The sequence below is a fragment of the Yoonia sp. R2331 genome (assembly GCF_041103235.1).
Lineage (GTDB): Bacteria > Pseudomonadota > Alphaproteobacteria > Rhodobacterales > Rhodobacteraceae > CANMYO01.
Genome location: NZ_JBGCUN010000001.1, coordinates 856,333 through 871,802 on the forward strand (window position 1 = coordinate 856,333; position 15,470 = coordinate 871,802).

19 protein-coding genes and 1 tRNA gene are annotated in these 15,470 nt (G+C 60.4%); 12 read left to right on the plus strand and 8 right to left on the minus strand.

All coding sequences use genetic code 11. The features are described 5' to 3' along the window. Positions 1 to 117 precede the first annotated feature (117 nt). The 5 genes from AB3Y40_RS04330 (at position 118) to nusB (ending at position 3,461) form a co-directional block, all read left to right on the plus strand. Positions 118 to 714 (plus strand): riboflavin synthase, encoded by a 597-nt coding sequence (locus tag AB3Y40_RS04330; protein WP_369437573.1) that lies wholly within the window; start codon positions 118 to 120, stop codon positions 712 to 714. Further along, positions 711 to 1,265, plus strand: a complete 555-nt coding sequence (locus AB3Y40_RS04335; protein ID WP_369437574.1) for a hypothetical protein — start codon at positions 711 to 713, stop codon at positions 1,263 to 1,265. The genes AB3Y40_RS04330 and AB3Y40_RS04335 overlap by 4 nt, the downstream gene beginning before the upstream one ends. Before the next feature lie 71 nt (positions 1,266 to 1,336). Continuing rightward, positions 1,337 to 2,467: a 3,4-dihydroxy-2-butanone-4-phosphate synthase gene (gene ribB / locus AB3Y40_RS04340; RefSeq protein ID WP_369437575.1), complete on the plus strand. Its 1,131-nt coding sequence runs from the start codon at positions 1,337 to 1,339 to the stop codon at positions 2,465 to 2,467. Beyond that, positions 2,467 to 2,997 carry a 6,7-dimethyl-8-ribityllumazine synthase gene (locus AB3Y40_RS04345; protein ID WP_369437576.1) on the plus strand — a complete coding sequence of 177 codons (531 nt, stop codon included), beginning with the start codon at positions 2,467 to 2,469 and terminating at the stop codon, positions 2,995 to 2,997. The genes ribB and AB3Y40_RS04345 overlap by 1 nt, the downstream gene beginning before the upstream one ends. Further along, positions 2,994 to 3,461: a transcription antitermination factor NusB gene (nusB, locus tag AB3Y40_RS04350; protein WP_369437577.1), complete on the plus strand. Its 468-nt coding sequence runs from the start codon at positions 2,994 to 2,996 to the stop codon at positions 3,459 to 3,461. The genes AB3Y40_RS04345 and nusB overlap by 4 nt, the downstream gene beginning before the upstream one ends. Here the strand turns inward: nusB and AB3Y40_RS04355 are convergent, their stop codons facing one another. Both AB3Y40_RS04355 and AB3Y40_RS04360 read right to left on the minus strand, forming a co-directional pair. Beyond that, on the minus strand, positions 3,462 to 3,947 hold the full coding sequence (locus AB3Y40_RS04355) for a hypothetical protein (RefSeq protein WP_369437578.1): 486 nt from the start codon (positions 3,945 to 3,947) through the stop codon (positions 3,462 to 3,464). Positions 3,948 to 4,200: 253 nt separating this feature from the next. Continuing rightward, positions 4,201 to 4,341 carry a hypothetical protein gene (locus AB3Y40_RS04360; RefSeq protein WP_369437579.1) on the minus strand — a complete coding sequence of 47 codons (141 nt, stop codon included), beginning with the start codon at positions 4,339 to 4,341 and terminating at the stop codon, positions 4,201 to 4,203. A 167-nt stretch (positions 4,342 to 4,508) separates the two neighbouring features. Between AB3Y40_RS04360 and AB3Y40_RS04365 the strand changes: the two genes are divergently transcribed. Beyond that, positions 4,509 to 4,967, plus strand: coding sequence for an MmcB family DNA repair protein (locus AB3Y40_RS04365; protein WP_369437580.1), 459 nt, complete (start codon positions 4,509 to 4,511; stop codon positions 4,965 to 4,967). 54 nt (positions 4,968 to 5,021) lie between these two features. On the opposite strand, the gene AB3Y40_RS04370 is transcribed toward AB3Y40_RS04365, so the two are convergent. Next, on the minus strand, positions 5,022 to 5,213 hold the full coding sequence (locus AB3Y40_RS04370; protein ID WP_369437581.1) for a DUF6324 family protein: 192 nt from the start codon (positions 5,211 to 5,213) through the stop codon (positions 5,022 to 5,024). A gap of 81 nt (positions 5,214 to 5,294) precedes the next feature. Between AB3Y40_RS04370 and AB3Y40_RS04375 the strand changes: the two genes are divergently transcribed. Continuing rightward, positions 5,295 to 5,371 (plus strand) — tRNA-His (locus AB3Y40_RS04375). A gap of 96 nt (positions 5,372 to 5,467) precedes the next feature. Here the strand turns inward: AB3Y40_RS04375 and AB3Y40_RS04380 are convergent. From AB3Y40_RS04380 to AB3Y40_RS04400, 5 genes are read right to left on the minus strand one after another with little or no spacing between them, the layout of a single operon-like run. After that, positions 5,468 to 5,770 carry a DUF4387 family protein gene (locus AB3Y40_RS04380; RefSeq protein WP_369437582.1) on the minus strand — a complete coding sequence of 101 codons (303 nt, stop codon included), beginning with the start codon at positions 5,768 to 5,770 and terminating at the stop codon, positions 5,468 to 5,470. Beyond that, positions 5,767 to 7,086, minus strand: coding sequence for an acyclic terpene utilization AtuA family protein (locus AB3Y40_RS04385; protein WP_369437583.1), 1,320 nt, complete (start codon positions 7,084 to 7,086; stop codon positions 5,767 to 5,769). The genes AB3Y40_RS04380 and AB3Y40_RS04385 overlap by 4 nt, the downstream gene beginning before the upstream one ends. A gap of 16 nt (positions 7,087 to 7,102) precedes the next feature. Further along, entirely contained in the window at positions 7,103 to 8,608 is a 1,506-nt protein-coding gene (locus AB3Y40_RS04390) for a tripartite tricarboxylate transporter permease (RefSeq protein WP_369437584.1), read from the minus strand. A gap of 1 nt (position 8,609) precedes the next feature. Further along, complete coding sequence (locus AB3Y40_RS04395; RefSeq protein WP_369437585.1) at positions 8,610 to 9,101, minus strand: tripartite tricarboxylate transporter TctB family protein; 492 nt, start codon at positions 9,099 to 9,101, stop codon at positions 8,610 to 8,612. Then, positions 9,101 to 10,066 carry a Bug family tripartite tricarboxylate transporter substrate binding protein gene (locus tag AB3Y40_RS04400; RefSeq protein ID WP_369437586.1) on the minus strand — a complete coding sequence of 322 codons (966 nt, stop codon included), beginning with the start codon at positions 10,064 to 10,066 and terminating at the stop codon, positions 9,101 to 9,103. The genes AB3Y40_RS04395 and AB3Y40_RS04400 overlap by 1 nt, the downstream gene beginning before the upstream one ends. Positions 10,067 to 10,188: 122 nt before the next feature. Between AB3Y40_RS04400 and AB3Y40_RS04405 the strand changes: the two genes are divergently transcribed. The 5 genes from AB3Y40_RS04405 (at position 10,189) to rpoH (ending at position 15,356) form a co-directional block, all read left to right on the plus strand. Continuing rightward, positions 10,189 to 10,854, plus strand: coding sequence for a response regulator transcription factor (locus AB3Y40_RS04405; protein WP_369437587.1), 666 nt, complete (start codon positions 10,189 to 10,191; stop codon positions 10,852 to 10,854). Next, on the plus strand, positions 10,851 to 12,227 hold the full coding sequence (locus AB3Y40_RS04410) for a sensor histidine kinase (RefSeq protein WP_369437588.1): 1,377 nt from the start codon (positions 10,851 to 10,853) through the stop codon (positions 12,225 to 12,227). The genes AB3Y40_RS04405 and AB3Y40_RS04410 overlap by 4 nt, the downstream gene beginning before the upstream one ends. Continuing rightward, complete coding sequence (locus AB3Y40_RS04415) at positions 12,206 to 13,231, plus strand: ABC transporter substrate-binding protein (RefSeq protein ID WP_369437589.1); 1,026 nt, start codon at positions 12,206 to 12,208, stop codon at positions 13,229 to 13,231. The genes AB3Y40_RS04410 and AB3Y40_RS04415 overlap by 22 nt, the downstream gene beginning before the upstream one ends. A 28-nt stretch (positions 13,232 to 13,259) precedes the next feature. Beyond that, positions 13,260 to 14,291: an RluA family pseudouridine synthase gene (locus AB3Y40_RS04420; RefSeq protein ID WP_369437590.1), complete on the plus strand. Its 1,032-nt coding sequence runs from the start codon at positions 13,260 to 13,262 to the stop codon at positions 14,289 to 14,291. Between the two features lie 168 nt (positions 14,292 to 14,459). Then, positions 14,460 to 15,356, plus strand: coding sequence for an RNA polymerase sigma factor RpoH (gene rpoH, locus AB3Y40_RS04425; RefSeq protein WP_369437591.1), 897 nt, complete (start codon positions 14,460 to 14,462; stop codon positions 15,354 to 15,356). The last annotated feature ends 114 nt before the right edge of the window (positions 15,357 to 15,470 follow it).

The window sequence follows — 15,470 nt, forward strand, 5'->3', positions numbered from 1 at the left end:
CGGGTTTAACAGAAGGTTACGGCAAAAAGATGGCTCTGGGTTCAGATGCTGCCGCCGCGTGCCTTGTCTGCATCATTGTCAACGGCTAGGTCATGGGAAAGGCAAGGGGATTGCGTCATGTTTACCGGAATTGTCACCGATATCGGACAGGTACTGGCACTTGAACAGCGCGGCGATTTGCGCGCGCGGATCGGCACGGCCTATGACGTGGCGGGCATTGATATCGGGGCGTCGATTGCGTGCAACGGTGTTTGCCTGACGGTGATCGCCCTTGGGACCGACCCGCAGAACTGGTTCGATGTCGAGATTTCGGCAGAAACCGTGGGCGCTACAAATGTTAGTGGTTGGGCAATCGGAGGTCGTTTGAACTTGGAACGCGCTCTTAAGGTGGGGGACGAGTTGGGCGGGCATATCGTGTCCGGACATGTTGATGGCGTGGCAAAGGTCGTGGCAATGCAAGATGAAGGCGACAGCACGCGCGTCACATTTCGCGCGCCCGACGATCTGGCGAAATTCATTGCGCCCAAGGGGTCGGTTGCACTGAACGGCACCTCGCTGACTGTGAACGAAGTAGAAGGCCCAAATTTCGGCATCAACTTCATTCCACACACCAAAGTCGCGACAACTTGGGGTGATGTGCGCGTGGGTGACAGCATCAATCTGGAAATCGACACCATGGCCCGCTATGTCGCACGCTTGCGGGAATACGGATGACCGCTGGCATCGGTCATAATTCTGGCCGTGTAGCAGAGCCGGGCCAAAGCTGGCGCCGCCACGTCTGGCGCAAGGCCCGCGCGGACCTTTTGCCCAAACTGCCGGTTGAGGTGATCCGGCTGCGAGTCCGTCGCTCCGCAGAGCTTGGGTTGCCGTACAAGACCTACGCAGGCGTGCGCGCTGCAACTGGTCACGACCTCGTGGGTTTCCTGTTCTCTTCCAATGCCTTGCAAGTTCTGCGCGCGGGTCAGACGCTGCCGGAAGACCGACGTGCGCATCTTGCGGCCTTACACCAAACGGACCGGGTCGGGCTGTTGCACAGCGGGATCAGGACGATCCCCGAATTGGATGCATCCTACGCCGCGCCGGCCCCGCATCTGCCGTGGTCCACCATGCGCGATCATCTCCGCGCCATTGCAGCCCGTCACGGCCAACCCGCCGACCGGTATCTGCTGATCGGTGACACGATGGACGAACGAGACTGGGCCGAGGCGATGCGGACAGCAGGTTATCTGCCCGCCCAGAGCTACTTTGCCGCAAACCACCCCTGACGGGGCGTCGCTGCCCTTTCCAAGGCAGCACACCTGCGTTATCTGCCCCCTAACTGCCAAGGGATGCCGCGATGAGCCAGCCATTTGAAACCCCCGGTCCGGTCGAGCTTGATTGGTCGGATGCCATCAGCAAGATCGAAGATATCATTGAAGATGCCCGCAATGGGCGCATGTTCATTCTGGTGGATCACGAGGACCGCGAAAACGAAGGTGATCTGGTGATCCCCGCGCAAATGGCGACGCCCGACGCGATCAACTTTATGGCGACACACGGACGCGGACTGATCTGTCTGTCACTGCCGGGTGAGCGGATTGACGCCCTCGGCCTGCCGCTGATGAGCACCTATAATTCCTCGCGCCACGAAACCGCCTTTACCGTCTCAATCGAGGCCCGCGAAGGTGTGAGCACCGGTATCTCTGCCCATGATCGGGCGCGCACCGTGTCGGTGGCAATTGATGCGACCAAAGGTGCTGCCGACATTGCCACGCCGGGCCATGTCTTCCCGTTGCGCGCCCGTGCCGGTGGCGTTTTGGTTCGGGCCGGACATACCGAAGCCGCCGTGGATATCAGCCGTCTGGCAGGCCTCAACCCATCCGGGGTGATCTGTGAGATCATGAAGGACGATGGTGAAATGGCCCGCCTGCCGGACCTGATCGCCTTTGCGCAGCTGCACGGGCTGAAGATCGGCACGATCAGCGATTTGATCGCCTACCGCCGCCGCCACGACAACCTTGTCCGCGTCCGCGAAACCAGCACCATACAGTCCGAATTTGGCGGCGAATGGGAGCTGCGGATTTACACCGATGAGACACAAGGGGCAGAGCATATCGCATTGATTAAGGGCGATATTTCCACCGATGAACCCGTTTTGGTGCGGATGCATGCGATGGATCCGATGTTGGATGTTGTCGGTGTTGGACCGCGGGGTCGGCGGGATGAATTTGGCGACGCGATGCAGTTGATCGCCAACGAAGGACGCGGCGCATTGGTGTTGCTGCGCGATGTTCATATGAAGCTGGACGCCGAGGAAGAAACCTCGCCCCAAACCCTACGGCAGTACGGTTTGGGCGCGCAGATTTTGTCGTCGCTTGGCCTGACAGAAATCGTTCTTGCCACCAACTCGCCCCAGCCCAAAGTGGTTGGTCTTGACGCCTATGGCCTTGAAATCGTTGGCACTCGAAAAATCTCGGAGATTGGATAATGGCTGGTCATTCTGACAACGCGATGGACCTACCGCAGTTCGATGAGCCTTGCAAAATCGGCATCGTGATTGCCCCTTACTACACCGCGATATCGGAGGCTCAACTGGCCAGCGCCCGTGCCAAGATTGAAGCCACGGGTGCGACGCATGAAACCATCGAAGTGCCCGGTTCGCTAGAAATCCCAACGGCGATTGGCATTGCCAACCGCATGGGCAATTTTGACGGTTTCGTCGCGTTGGGTTGCGTGATCCGGGGTCGGACGAGCCATTATGATGTGGTGGTGGATCAGTCCGCGCATGGCATTATGTTGTTGGGATTGCAGGGACTTTGCATCGGCAACGGCATCATCACCGTGGAAAACAAGGACCAGGCCGAAGAACGTGCTGATGCAAACCGGCTGGACACTGCCGGTGCTGCGGCAGAGGCTGCGGTGCATCTCATCGCACTGGCACGCGGCATGAAAGACGCCAAGAACAAGGGCATCGGTTTTGGCCGGACGTTGCTGGCGAAGGGCGGTGAAACCGTATGACTATCTCGAATAATCAACGCCGCAAAATGAAGTCAGCGGCGCGGCTTTATACCGTTCAGGCCCTGTTCCAGATGGAGGCTGCAAGCCAGACCGTAGATCAGGTTATGGTTGAATTCGAAGACCACCGCTTTGGCGCAGTCTATGACGGTGAAGAGATGCAGGAAGGTGATGTCGACACCTTCCGCGCCTTGATGGAACGCGCTGTGGACGAGCAAGCCAAGATCGACCAGACCACGGATCGGGCGCTGGTGGCGAAATGGCCGCTGGGCCGGATTGACCCCACGTTGCGCGGGCTGTTTCGGGCAGCAGGGGCCGAGATGCTGATTGGTGATACGCCACCCAAGGTCATCATTACCGAGTTTGTCGATGTTGCCGGGGCCTTCTTTCCCGAAGGCAAGGAGCCGCGCTTTGTCAATGCCGTGCTGGACCACATGGCCCACGAGATCATGCCAGACAAATTCTGATTAGCCGATGCAGTCCGGTGTGGGCAAAACAGCCCGCGCCATATCATCAAATTCGGCAAGATTGCCGTTAGGGCTGGCGAGCGTTGCACCTGCAATTTCTGATCCTGCGACGCGGATTTGTCCAAGCGCACCAGCGGCTTGCGTGTCATCAATGTCTGCGCTGATGATGGCTACGCTGCCTGCGTCAAAATCGGTGATCGTCAACGTCAGCACCTGATCCCCATCAGCAACGTCAGTCATAGTGACGGCGCCTGTCACAACCTCGACCGGTTGGAGAACCTCGACCCCGGCACCACTGCCTGTGACATCAAAGATCAGGCCGGCAGGGGCAGCCGCAAGATTGATCGTCAGGTCAAATGTACCAAGATCACAGCCTTGATTTTCCAGGATAAATTGGTCCTTCGGCGCGCCTTCCACAAAGGTGACAGTGACATCAGCATTGGCGGCAAGGGGCGTCAGAACGAGGATCAATGGGATGAGGCGCATGGAGGTCTCCTTTACAGGAGGACCTAGCGTGGTGTCGTGAGAAGAAAAGTGGCGGGAACCGCAGCGACCGTTGGGGGCTTATTCCCGAGGACCTGTATATACAGGTGGGCGCCGGATAACTGAACCAGGGCTCAGACAGAGCCAGCTCCCTCGGATTTGCTTAAGGCCACTGGAATGTAGCCACCGTGAACACGAGAAGAGCAGAAGCCCGCCGACAACTTAGGTAGGCGGGCAGGGGGCTTGGGGCAAGGTCTTAGGAGGCTGTTTTCAGCAAAAGACCGTTGGGGCCAACAAGGCTTTTGGGCAGATAAGGCAGGATCGTCCGCTCTGCGACCGCAAGGGTCACGAGGGTCAGGCAGATTTCCATGAAGGTCACATCAGAAAACAGGGACATCGGACAACTCCAAAAAACTTGTGTTGCATTTGTTTTGCTTTCCAATCACGGCGGAAACATGACGGACAAGGGGCTTTTTGTCCGATGACGCCGGGTCAATGTGCCGCAATTCAGCCCTATTTCCGGGCTGGCTTGACCGATGTTTACCTTTTGTTCATATTTGAGCCATGCCTGATGACGCCCAAATCCCTGCCCTGATGCCCGGTCAACTGCTGGCGCGCGGGGTGTCGCGGCATTTGCGGAGCCATGATTTTGTCAGTGTTGAGGAACTTGTGCCGACTTCTGGCCTGCGGGTGGACGTCATGGGGTTGGGCCCGAAGTCCGAGATCTGGGTGATCGAGTGCAAGTCATCCCGCGCAGATTTTCAGTCTGACCACAAATGGCAAAGTTATCTTGAATGGTGCGATCGGTTCTTTTGGGCGGTGGATCAGGATTTCCCGACAGAGCTACTGCCGGAGGGCACAGGCCTGATCATTGCAGATGCCTATGACGCAGAGATCATCCGCATGGGGCCAGAGACCAAACTGGCGGCCGCAAGGCGCAAGGTGATGGTCCAGAAAATTGCCCGCCACGCCGCAATTCGGGCGCAGGCGGCGCGTGATCCGGGGTTCCAGATCGCCTGGTAGGGCGGCGAATTTTCGTCGAAAATTCGGGACCTTAGATTCTTCGACGAAAAATCTTCAGCGCTTCTTGACGGCCTGTGCTGCCATGGCGGCGGCCTTGATTTCTTCGGCGATTTCAAGGGCTTCGTCGGGCTCAAAATCCATCGGGATCTCAACGCCGGTGCCTTCAATGAAGAGCCGCACCATCCCATGATCGGTTGGTCCGATTTGCAAATTTGCTTCGATGTCGCGTTCGTCGTTGATGCCCATGGGACCCTCCTGATCTTCACCCTTTATGACAGACCCAAGGGACTTGCAATCGCCCTGCAGGGGCGCTAAATCCGCCCCAGTGCCGCCTTAGCTCAGTTGGTTAGAGCGCTTGATTGTGGATCAAGAGGTCCCTGGTTCGAGACCAGGAGGTGGTACCATTAACCCCAAATCCGCCAATACACATCCGATGCACATCGCATGCACAACCCATGCGTATGATTGTCTGAAGTTGGGTTTACTTAATCCACCGCACGTCAGTTCAAAGCCATCTCTGCCACCAGCGGAGCCCAACCAGCGCCATGCATATCACGGTCTTGAACGTCTCCTTGGATGGTCGGACGCGGTAACGAAAATTTAACGACATGCAAATCGGCAATATCAAAGCGTTTGAGCATTTCTGGCGTCACAGCGAAGGCGGCGGCGACCCGGTCCGTGGACAGACCCGCCACAACCCGGTCGAAGGCAGCGCCGTTGCCGCAGAAGATATCAACGGTCAGCCAGAATGGCCCTGCGTTCTTGGACCGGACCTTGACCACCACGTCACCAACGGTTGTCATTGCAGAACCTCAAGCCGGAACGCCGCCATCGGGTCATGAAGTTCCATCACATGGTGCAAGGCAAAGCCATAGACCGCGCCCCGGTCGGTTTCAGCGGGTGAGAATGGGAAGCTGAACGTGGGCTGTTCCTCGCCACGGGTCAGGGGGTGGTGCAAGAGGTAGGGGTTCAGCAGCATGGCAATCGCGCGCGCCGTGTCCTGATCTGCGGCGGTGACAATGCCCATCACGCCCACTTCGTGTGGTGTCGTCTGCCGTGTTTCCAGATCACCCAGCGTCGCGGATTGGCCGATGATCCGCAGCTCTGTCGTGTGGGCAACATCGCCCAGCCGGTCGGCCACTTTGATTGCATGTTTGGCGGCGATGTCGTCACACCACGCCTGCACGTTAGCCACGTAATGTGCATCGCGGATCGTGGCCATGATGATGGTTTGATAGCCCACGACCCGCGCCCCTTCGAGCTTGACCGTGTAGCTCGCCGCAGGCACCCATTTGGCACCTTCGACCCGGACACGGGTATCGTCGAGAGCTGCGTAGCGGGCGGCGGTCACGTCCAGATGGCCGCCCGGTTCGTGTAGGATGAAGGGATCGGAGTTTTCATAGAGCATATGCGCGCTGACGGTATGGGGCGTCGCATGGGCACCGTCGGCCAGCGGCGTGACGGTAAAGCCCTGCGCGTCGAAATCCACGAGGATCACGCCAGACTGCGGGTTGGTGGCACAGAGCGCGCCACATTCGCCGATCTTGGCCCCGTGCCAAGCCCCGCCCGGGTCATCGCCGTTTTGCAGGGGCAGGGCGGCGATGATCGCGGTGTCGGTGGTGCGACCCGCGATAATGATGTCGGCGCCGGTGCCCAACGCGGCCTGTATCTGTTCGGCACCTGCAAGTGCCACCACATGGGTGCATTGGGCAATCGTGGCGGCATCCACATCAGGTGCGCCGGGCAGGGGGGTGATGTCGCCCACCTGCGCCTGTTCGGACTTCAGCGTGGCAATGGTGGCGGCCATGTTTTCCTCGGCCAAGACCTCTCGCGTGATGTCGACCAGCCAGTCGACGGTGCTGTCAGTGCCACAGGTGCCAGCGGTGCCAATGACCAGCGGGCATCCGGCAGCGGCGCGGGCGCGGATCAGCCCGGCCCATTCCACCTTGGTGCTGGCGCGGGTGTATTTTGACACGCCGCGCCCCAGATAGGATGGCCCGCTGTCGGTGGACCCGCCATCAATGGCAATCAGGTCGGGTTTTGCGGCGATGCCGCGGTCAAGGGCGGTCTGGTCATAGCCCAGACCAAGTGCGCCAGATGGAATCAGGATGCGGGTCATATCGGGCCTTTTTGGGTTAGTCGGTGATCGCTTGCGGCTTTTTCAGAATGCCGCGCAGGAACATCGGGGCGACAAAACCCGCGATGGCGGCGACCCAGAGGCCGATGGCGATGGGTGACGAGAAAAGATAGGTCACATCGCCATCAGACAGGGTCATCGCACGGCGCAGGGCGTTTTCCATGTTGCCGCCCAGCAGGATGCCAAGGATCACCGGCACGGTCGGGATATCCAGCTTGCGCAGGAAATAGCCCAGCACACCAAAGCCGACCATCATCAGCAGATCAAAGTAGCTGCCCGAGAGCGAGTAGATCCCCACGAAGGAAATCATCGTGACACCCGGCAACAGGATCCATGCGGGCACCATCAGCACCTTCACGAAGATTTTGACCATCGGCACGTTCATCAAGAGCAGCACCACGTTGGCGATGAGAAGTGAGGCGATCAGGCCCCAAACCACCTCTGGCCGGTCCGAAAACAGCGTCGGCCCCGGCGTGATGTTGAGCGTCATCAGAAGTGCGAGCAAGACGGCGGTTGTGCCGGACCCCGGCACGCCCAGTGTCAGCATTGGCACCAGCGCACCACCGGCAGCGGCGTTGTTGCCCGCCTCTGGTGCGGCGACGCCTTTGGGCACGCCTGTGCCAAACCCGCCCTTTTCACCAGCGATGGATTTTTCCGACATATAGGCCATGAACGACCCCAAAGAGGCCCCGGCACCGGGCAGGATGCCTGCGATGAACCCCACGACAGAGGCGCGCAGCATGGTCCATTTCGTGGACAGGATGTCACGCACCGGGATGCGCACCTTGTCGAGTTTCACGCCGATGGACGACCCTTTGCCGTGGCTTTCGATAAAAAAGAACACCTCTGCCACCGCAAAGAGTCCGACAATCGCCACAAGGAAGTCGACCCCGTCAAAGAGGTGCAGATTGCCCCCTGTCAGGCGCGGCAGGCCAGAGGATGAATCGACCCCGATGGTCGCGATGCCAAGGCCGATACAGGCGGCAAGCGCTGCTTTGGCTTGATTGTTAGAGGCCATGCCGCCAAGGGTGCAGAACGCCAGCAGATAAAGGGCAAAGTATTCTGCGGGGCCAAAGTAGAACGCCACGCGCGCCAGTGACGGGGCCAGGACCATCAAGCCCACGGTTGCCAGAAACGCGCCCACGAAAGAGGCAACCCCCGACAGCACGAGTGCGTCACCTGCGCGGCCTTGTTTCGCCATTGGGTAGCCATCCAGCGTGGTCATCAGTGCGGGTTCGTCGCCGGGGATGTTCAGCAGGATCGAGCTGATCCGCCCGCCGTACATCGCGCCGTAATAGACGGAGGTCATCAGCACCAGTGCAGAGGTCGCATCAAGCCCAAGAGTAAAGGTGATCGGGATCAGGATTGCCACGCCGTTCGAGGGCCCAAGCCCCGGCAGCGCGCCGATGATTGTGCCCAGAAAGCAGCCACAAACGGCCAGAAACAGGGTGTAGGGTGACAGGGCCACGCCAAAGCCCAGTGCGAGGTTGGAAAGGATGTCCACGTCAGTGCCCCCCAACAAATGGAATGAGAATGGTGATCGCGTCCCAGAGCTTCTCAGCGGTGGGGATGCGGTAGGCGACGATGTTGCCAAGCTCCAGCCCGTATTTGAACAGGACAAACAGGCCCAGCGACAGGCCAAGCCCGGAAAGGGCGGCGGGAATGACACGCGGCGAGATTTGGTAGCTGATGATGCCAGCGGCAAAGATCGTGGGCAGAATGAAGCCCAGGGGTGTCAGCATGACCGCGTAGATCGCCAGCACCAGCACGGCAATGCCCATGTTGATCCAGGATCCGATGGGGGGCCAGGCGGGATCGGGGTCAGGCTTGAACAGCATGAAAAGCGAGCAGATCGCAGCAACGGTTCCAATCATGTAGGGAAAGAGTTTGGGCAGAAATTCGCCCGAGAACATGTTTGTCTGGATCTGAGTGGCGGCCGCGAGATACGCGACCGCCGTGATCAGAGCGACCAGACCAAATATCCGGTCGGCAGCCATTACTGGAGCACTCCCAGTTCTTTGGACATGGCGTTGATGTCGGCCACAAGACCATCAACGTATGACTGGAAGTCGCCGCCCACTTTGGTGAAGGGGGCCAGACCGTTGTCAGCCATGGCTTGCGCCCATTCGTCCGAGTCAGCGACCATTTGCAGCTTTTCGGCCCATTCGTTGAAGCGGTCATCCGAGATGCCCTTGGGCACGTAAAGGCCACGCCAGTTCACGGCCACAACGTCATAGCCCTGTTCCTTGGCGGTGGGGATGTCTTCGAACCCCGGGACGCGTTCGTCTGTCAGGACAGCAATCACGCGGATGTCGCCGTTGGCGAGGAAAGACACCACTTCGGACATATCGCCGGTCATCGCCTGAGTAAAGCCACCCACGGTCTGGGTGATCGCGTCAGCGCCACCGTCCACACCGATGTATTTCACGGATGTGATGTCGGTGAAGCCAGCCTCTTTCAGGACCATCAGCGGCTTGAGGTGGTCAAAGCCCCCCACAGCAGAGCCACCAGCAAAGGCGACAGAGCCGGGATCGGCCAAAATTGCGTCGACCAGATCATTCAGCGACTGGTATTCGCTGTCAGCGGCCACGGCGATCACGCCCGGATCGGCACCAATGGCACCGACAAAGCGGACCTGATCGGCGGTCATGCCAGCATAGGCGTTCTGCGCCAGACGGGTGGTTGTCGCGGAAGAGGCGGCGACGATCAGGTCAGCGTCATCGCTGCGTTCGGCCACAACAGTATTATAGGCCAGACCACCGCCCGCGCCGGGCATGTTGGTGACCTGCACGGGCTTGTCCACAGCACCAATGTCAAACAGGATCTTGCCGATCTGGCGGCAGGTGAAGTCCCAGCCACCGCCGGGGTTGGCCGGTGCAATGCACTCTGCCGCAGAAGCGGTGGTGCCGCCAAAGGACAGTACGGCTGTCAGGGCGAATGCGCCCAGTGTCGTCTTTTTCATGATGTTGTTCCTCCCAGAACGTCGTTGGCAAAGAGCGTTTTGCCCTCTTGCTGCGCCTACCCTTTCGCCGCAACCTGACAGGAACCTGTCATCGGACAGGATTTTTGCCGGGGGGAGAAACGGTGCGGTTTTTGCTGGTCGAGGATCATCCTGATCTGGGGGCCTCTGTGCAGGCGCGGCTGGCGCTGGATGGCCATGCGGTGGATTGGGCCGCCACATTGGCCGATGCAGAGGACCATCTGGCGGCCGCGCAATACGATTTGATCCTGCTGGATATCATGCTGCCCGACGGCGACGGCCGCGACTTTCTGGCGGCTGAACGCAGGCGCGGGCGCGACACGCCGGTGATCGTGATGACCGCCCGGTCTGCGGTGTCTGACCGGGTCGAAATGCTGGATACGGGCGCGGACGACTATGTCACAAAGCCCTTTGATTTCGCAGAGTTAGAGGCCCGCGTTCGTGCTGTTTTGCGCAGGCGCGCGGGCGTGGCACAAACCCAGCAGACATTTGCCGATCTGGCCTTTGACCCGCTGGCCGCAACGGTCACGATTGCGGGCGAAGCGCGCGAGTTGCGCAACCGCGAATTGCGGCTGTTTGAAATCCTTGTGGCTGCGCCCGAACGCATCTTTTCCAAGGCGCAATTGTGCGACCGATTGTTGAACGCCGCAGAGGCGGTGACCGACAATGCGATCGAGGTTTACGTGGGCCGGCTGCGCCGCAAACTGGAAGGATCGAAAGCGCGGATCGAGACAGTGCGCGGCGTTGGCTACAGGCTGACGCAGGGATGATCCGGCTGTTGCGCCCCAGCGATTCGATTCGTCGCAGGCTGGTGTTGCAGCTTTTGGCCGTGGCCGCGATGCTGGCCGCGCTGATGTTTGTGTTGGTGCGCACGGTGGCGGATGCCGCTGTGGAAAAGGCGCATGATAATCTGTTGGGGGCCGCCACCTTGGCGATTGCCGAAGAATTGCGCGGCGGGCAGGACGGGATCAGCGTTGATATTCCCTATGCTGCTTTTGCGATGCTGGGCGCCTCGGGGCAGGACCGGATGTTTTACCGTATCCTTGTGGGTGATGAGACCGTGACCGGATACGACGACCTGCCGTTGCCCAATGATCCGGTCAGCGGGCTGGAACTGGCGTTTTATAGTCGCCCTTATCTGGACGCGGATGTGCGCATTGCCGCGGTGGGTCGGTCGGTGCTGGTGGATGGCCAGTCTGTACCTGTGCAGGTGATCGTGGCGCAGACGCTTGTGGCGCGGCAGGCGATCAACGCGCAGATGGCTTACCGCGCGGCGGGGCTGGCGCTGGGCTTTTTCGCGCTGGCGGCGGTCTTGTCGGTGATCACGGCGCGATCAGTGCTGCAACCGCTGAACAATCTGGCCGAGGCCGTCGGACGGCGCGGGCCGCATGATCTGCGCCCGGTCAGTCGCGATGTCCCGACAGAGCTCGCGCCGCTGATGGGCGCGCTGAATGGATTTATCAGCCGGTTGCGCGGATCACTCAGCCGGACCGAGACGCTGATCACCGAAGCCGCGCACCATGTGCGCACGCCGCTGGCGAGCCTGCGGGCGCAGACGGAACTGGCGCTGCGCCAGACCGATGATGACGAGATGCGCCACAGCCTGCGCGGGGTCATCCGGGCAGTGGATGACAGCGCCCGCTCTGCCGGGCAATTGCTGGATCATGCGACCGTTGTTTATCGCAGCGACCAGCAAAGCGGCGATGCGGTGGACCTTGCCGATTTGGTGCGGCGTGTGGCGCAGGGGCACGAGGCTGTGGCGGATATGCGTGACATCACGGTTACGGTCAGCCTGCCCGATCAGCCGGTGCCGCTGTCCTTTGATGCGCTGCTGCTGGAAAGCGCGCTGCGCAACCTGATCGACAATGCGATCAAGTATTCTGACCCCGGCGGCGCGGTCGAGGTTATCCTGACCGAGGGTGCAGTGATCACGGTCAAGGATCGGGGCAGGGGCTTGCAGGGCATGGACCCGGCCCAGCTGACGGGACGGTTCAAACGCGGGCAGAACGTGGCGGATGTTGTGGGGTCGGGCCTTGGGTTGACCATCGTGCAAGACGTGGCGCGCGCGCAGGGTGGTCATTTGGAACTGGTAGAGCGGAAAGGGGGCGGTGTATGCGCGACATGGGTATTGTCACAGGCCTAGCGGCGATGGTCTGGGCGGCGGCAGGGGCGGCGTTTGAGGTCGAGGAAGTCACCGTCTTTGCGGGCCGCGCCGATGGGGCGACGTTGGATATCCTGTCGACCACCGACACAGAGGCCTTTGCCCCGCTGATCGAGGCCTTTCAGGCGCAGAACCCGGACGTGACGATCAACTACACGGTGGCCAACAGCCAAGAGGTTTATGCCGCGATCTATGACGAGGGCGCGGCGTTTGATCTGGTGGTGTCCTCGGCCATGGATTTGCAGATGAAGCTGGCCAATGACGGCTTTGGCCGCAGCCATGCGTCAGATGCCACAGAGCGGCTGCCGGATTGGGCGCGCTGGTCGGATCAGCTGTTTGCCTTTGCGCAGGAACCGGTGGTGTTGATTGCGAACCGCGCCGCTTTTGCCGATATGCCGTTGCCGCGCACGCGCGATGATCTGATCCGGCTGATGCGCGAATATCCAGAGCGGTTTCGCGGGCGGATTGGCACCTATGATCCCAATCTGTCGGGGGCGGGCTATCTGTTTGCCACGCAGGATGCGCGCCAGTCGGATACGATCTGGCGGCTGGCCGAGGTGATGGGCGGGCTTGATCCGGCGCTGTTTGGGTCGAGTGGTGCGATGATTGACGGGGTCCGCTCGGGCGAGCTGACGTTGGCCTATAACGTGGTGGGCAGCTATGCCGCCGCAAGGCTGGGCCAGGATGGTGCGGGCGTGGTGATCGAGGCTGAGGATTTCACCCATGTGTTGTTGCGCACAGCGTTGATCCCACGCACTGCACAGGCACCCGAAGGGGGGGCCGCGTTCCTTGATTTCCTGTTGTCGGAGGATGGCCAGCACCTGATCGAGGCGGAAACAGGTCTGCCGCGCATCAATGAGGCGGCCCTTGCGGCCAGTCCGCATTTGCGGCCCATCCGGCTTGATCTGGGTCTTTTGGTCTTTGTGGACCCGCTGATGCGGCAGCGGTTTTTGTCGGAATGGACGGCGGCTGTATTGCAGCCGTGACAGGGGCGGCGATTGCCGCTAGGACGCGATGATGACCCGGATCACCTTTGAAATTGGCGCAAGCCCTGCACCCCGGCTGGACAAGGCGCTGGCCCGCGATGTGCCGCCAGAGGCCGAGCTGAGCCGCTCGCGTCTGGTGCGGTTGATTGCAGAGGGTGCGGTGCAGATCGACGGCGCGGTAGTCACGGACGCCAAGCGCAAGGTGGGGCCGGGCGCGCAGGTGGTGATTACGCTGGCCCCGGCAGCGGCCCCTGATCACATCGCCCCTGAACCCATCCCGCTGGAGGTGGTGTTTGAAGACGCCGATCTGATCGTGGTCAACAAACCCGCAGGCATGGTGGTGCATCCGGCGCCCGGCACGCCGGGTGGCACGCTGGTCAATGCGCTGATGCACCATTGCGGTGATGATTTGTCGGGTGTGGGCGGGGTCAAGCGCCCCGGCATCGTGCACCGGATCGACAAGGATACCACCGGGCTGCTTGTCGCGGCCAAGTCGGATGCCGCCCATCAGGGCCTTGCGCAGCAGTTCGCCGACCACAGCGTCGCGCGGCGTTATCTGGCGGTGTGTTACGGGATGCCTGACACTGCCGACCCCCGGCTGCGCGGGATCAAGGGCGTGTCGTTCGAGCCGGGTAATATCGTCAAGGTGCAGACCTTTCTGGGCCGCCACCGCACGGACCGGCAGCGGCAGGCAGTGTCTTTTGAACAGGGCCGTCATGCGGTGACGCGGGTGCGCGTCGTTGACCCTCTCGGGTCGCCTCCGGCGGGGGCGCTGGTGGAATGCTGGCTGGAGACCGGGCGCACGCATCAGATCCGTGTGCATATGGCGCATATGGGCCACGCGCTGATCGGTGATCCGGTTTATGGCGGGCGCAGAAAATTGAGCGAAAAGGCAATAGGCGTGGGCGGAGTTACCGCAGCGGCAAGCTTTGCCCGGCAAGCGTTGCATGCGGCGACCTTGGGGTTTGTGCACCCTGTCACGGGGCAAAACCTTGAATTCGCAGCCGAATTGCCCGCGGATATGGCAGGTCTAGTCACGAAAATGCACAAAGATGGCTGAAACAAGCCATCGCATGTGCGTGAGCGCACGCAAACGCGACTTTCCATTTCAGCCCGGTGCATTCATTTATTGTTAACGAAATGCGGCGACATGGACTTGAACCCGCAAGACTGACAACCCATATCCATGTTAAGCCTGTAAACATCGGGCGACGAGAGGGATAAAGAAATGGCCAATTATGCAAATCTACCAGCACCGACCCCGGAAGGCGGGTTGAACCGGTATATGCAGGAAATCCGCAAGTTCCCCATGCTGGAACCGGAAGAAGAATACATGCTGGCCAAGCGCTGGGTCGAAAACGAAGACACCGAAGCGGCCCACAAAATGGTCACATCTCATCTGCGGCTCGCCGCAAAAATCGCCATGGGCTATCGCGGCTATGGGCTGCCCCAGGCCGAGGTCATATCCGAGGCAAACGTGGGCCTGATGCAGGCGGTCAAGAAATTCGACCCCGAGAAGGGCTTTCGCCTGGCGACCTACGCCATGTGGTGGATCCGTGCCAGCATTCAGGAATACGTGCTGCGGTCCTGGTCGATGGTTAAGCTGGGCACGACGTCCGCGCAGAAAAAGCTGTTCTTCAACCTGCGCAAGGCAAAGTCGCGGATTGGCGCGCTGGAAGACGGCGATTTGCGCCCGGAAAACGTAGAACGGATCGCAAAAGACCTTGGCGTGACCGAAAAGGAAGTCATCAGCATGAACCGGCGTCTGTCGGGCGGTGATGCCAGCCTGAATGCGACTGTCGGGTCCGAAGGCGAAGGCACGATGCAATGGCAGGATTGGCTGGAAGACGAAGACGCCGATCAGGCCGGTGACTATGAAGCCAAGGATGAGATGGACGCGCGGCGCGCGCTTCTGGCCGAGGCGATGGATGTGCTGAATGACCGTGAGAAGGACATTCTGGTGCAGCGCCGTCTGGCCGAAGAGACGATCACGCTGGAAGACCTGTCCAGCCAATATGACGTCAGCCGTGAACGCATCCGCCAGATCGAAGTGCGCGCCTTTGAAAAGCTGCAAAAGCGCATGAAGGAACTGGCGAAAGCCAAGGGCATGCTGGAACCGGCGTAAGCCTGACCAGAGTGCTGCAATGATGATCCCCGTCGGAGCCTCCGGCGGGGATATTTTTTGCCAGAAGAAGGGGTGACCTTTGCGCGTGGATCGGAAATGATTGCGCTATCAGTC

What these genes read in the sequence shown, in the direction of transcription:
- AB3Y40_RS04330 (WP_369437573.1), top strand. Translation starts at nt 118, where the DNA reads ATGTTTACCGGAATTGTCACCGATATCGGACAGGTACTGGCACTTGAA.
- AB3Y40_RS04335 (WP_369437574.1), top strand. Translation starts at nt 711, where the DNA reads ATGACCGCTGGCATCGGTCATAATTCTGGCCGTGTAGCAGAGCCGGGC.
- ribB (WP_369437575.1), top strand. Translation starts at nt 1,337, where the DNA reads ATGAGCCAGCCATTTGAAACCCCCGGTCCGGTCGAGCTTGATTGGTCG.
- AB3Y40_RS04345 (WP_369437576.1), top strand. Translation starts at nt 2,467, where the DNA reads ATGGCTGGTCATTCTGACAACGCGATGGACCTACCGCAGTTCGATGAG.
- nusB (WP_369437577.1), top strand. Translation starts at nt 2,994, where the DNA reads ATGACTATCTCGAATAATCAACGCCGCAAAATGAAGTCAGCGGCGCGG.
- AB3Y40_RS04355 (WP_369437578.1), bottom strand. Translation starts at nt 3,947, where the DNA reads ATGCGCCTCATCCCATTGATCCTCGTTCTGACGCCCCTTGCCGCCAAT.
- AB3Y40_RS04360 (WP_369437579.1), bottom strand. Translation starts at nt 4,341, where the DNA reads ATGTCCCTGTTTTCTGATGTGACCTTCATGGAAATCTGCCTGACCCTC.
- AB3Y40_RS04365 (WP_369437580.1), top strand. Translation starts at nt 4,509, where the DNA reads ATGCCTGATGACGCCCAAATCCCTGCCCTGATGCCCGGTCAACTGCTG.
- AB3Y40_RS04370 (WP_369437581.1), bottom strand. Translation starts at nt 5,213, where the DNA reads ATGGGCATCAACGACGAACGCGACATCGAAGCAAATTTGCAAATCGGA.
- AB3Y40_RS04380 (WP_369437582.1), bottom strand. Translation starts at nt 5,770, where the DNA reads ATGACAACCGTTGGTGACGTGGTGGTCAAGGTCCGGTCCAAGAACGCA.
- AB3Y40_RS04385 (WP_369437583.1), bottom strand. Translation starts at nt 7,086, where the DNA reads ATGACCCGCATCCTGATTCCATCTGGCGCACTTGGTCTGGGCTATGAC.
- AB3Y40_RS04395 (WP_369437585.1), bottom strand. Translation starts at nt 9,101, where the DNA reads ATGGCTGCCGACCGGATATTTGGTCTGGTCGCTCTGATCACGGCGGTC.
- AB3Y40_RS04400 (WP_369437586.1), bottom strand. Translation starts at nt 10,066, where the DNA reads ATGAAAAAGACGACACTGGGCGCATTCGCCCTGACAGCCGTACTGTCC.
- AB3Y40_RS04410 (WP_369437588.1), top strand. Translation starts at nt 10,851, where the DNA reads ATGATCCGGCTGTTGCGCCCCAGCGATTCGATTCGTCGCAGGCTGGTG.
- AB3Y40_RS04415 (WP_369437589.1), top strand. Translation starts at nt 12,206, where the DNA reads ATGGGTATTGTCACAGGCCTAGCGGCGATGGTCTGGGCGGCGGCAGGG.
- AB3Y40_RS04420 (WP_369437590.1), top strand. Translation starts at nt 13,260, where the DNA reads ATGATGACCCGGATCACCTTTGAAATTGGCGCAAGCCCTGCACCCCGG.
- rpoH (WP_369437591.1), top strand. Translation starts at nt 14,460, where the DNA reads ATGGCCAATTATGCAAATCTACCAGCACCGACCCCGGAAGGCGGGTTG.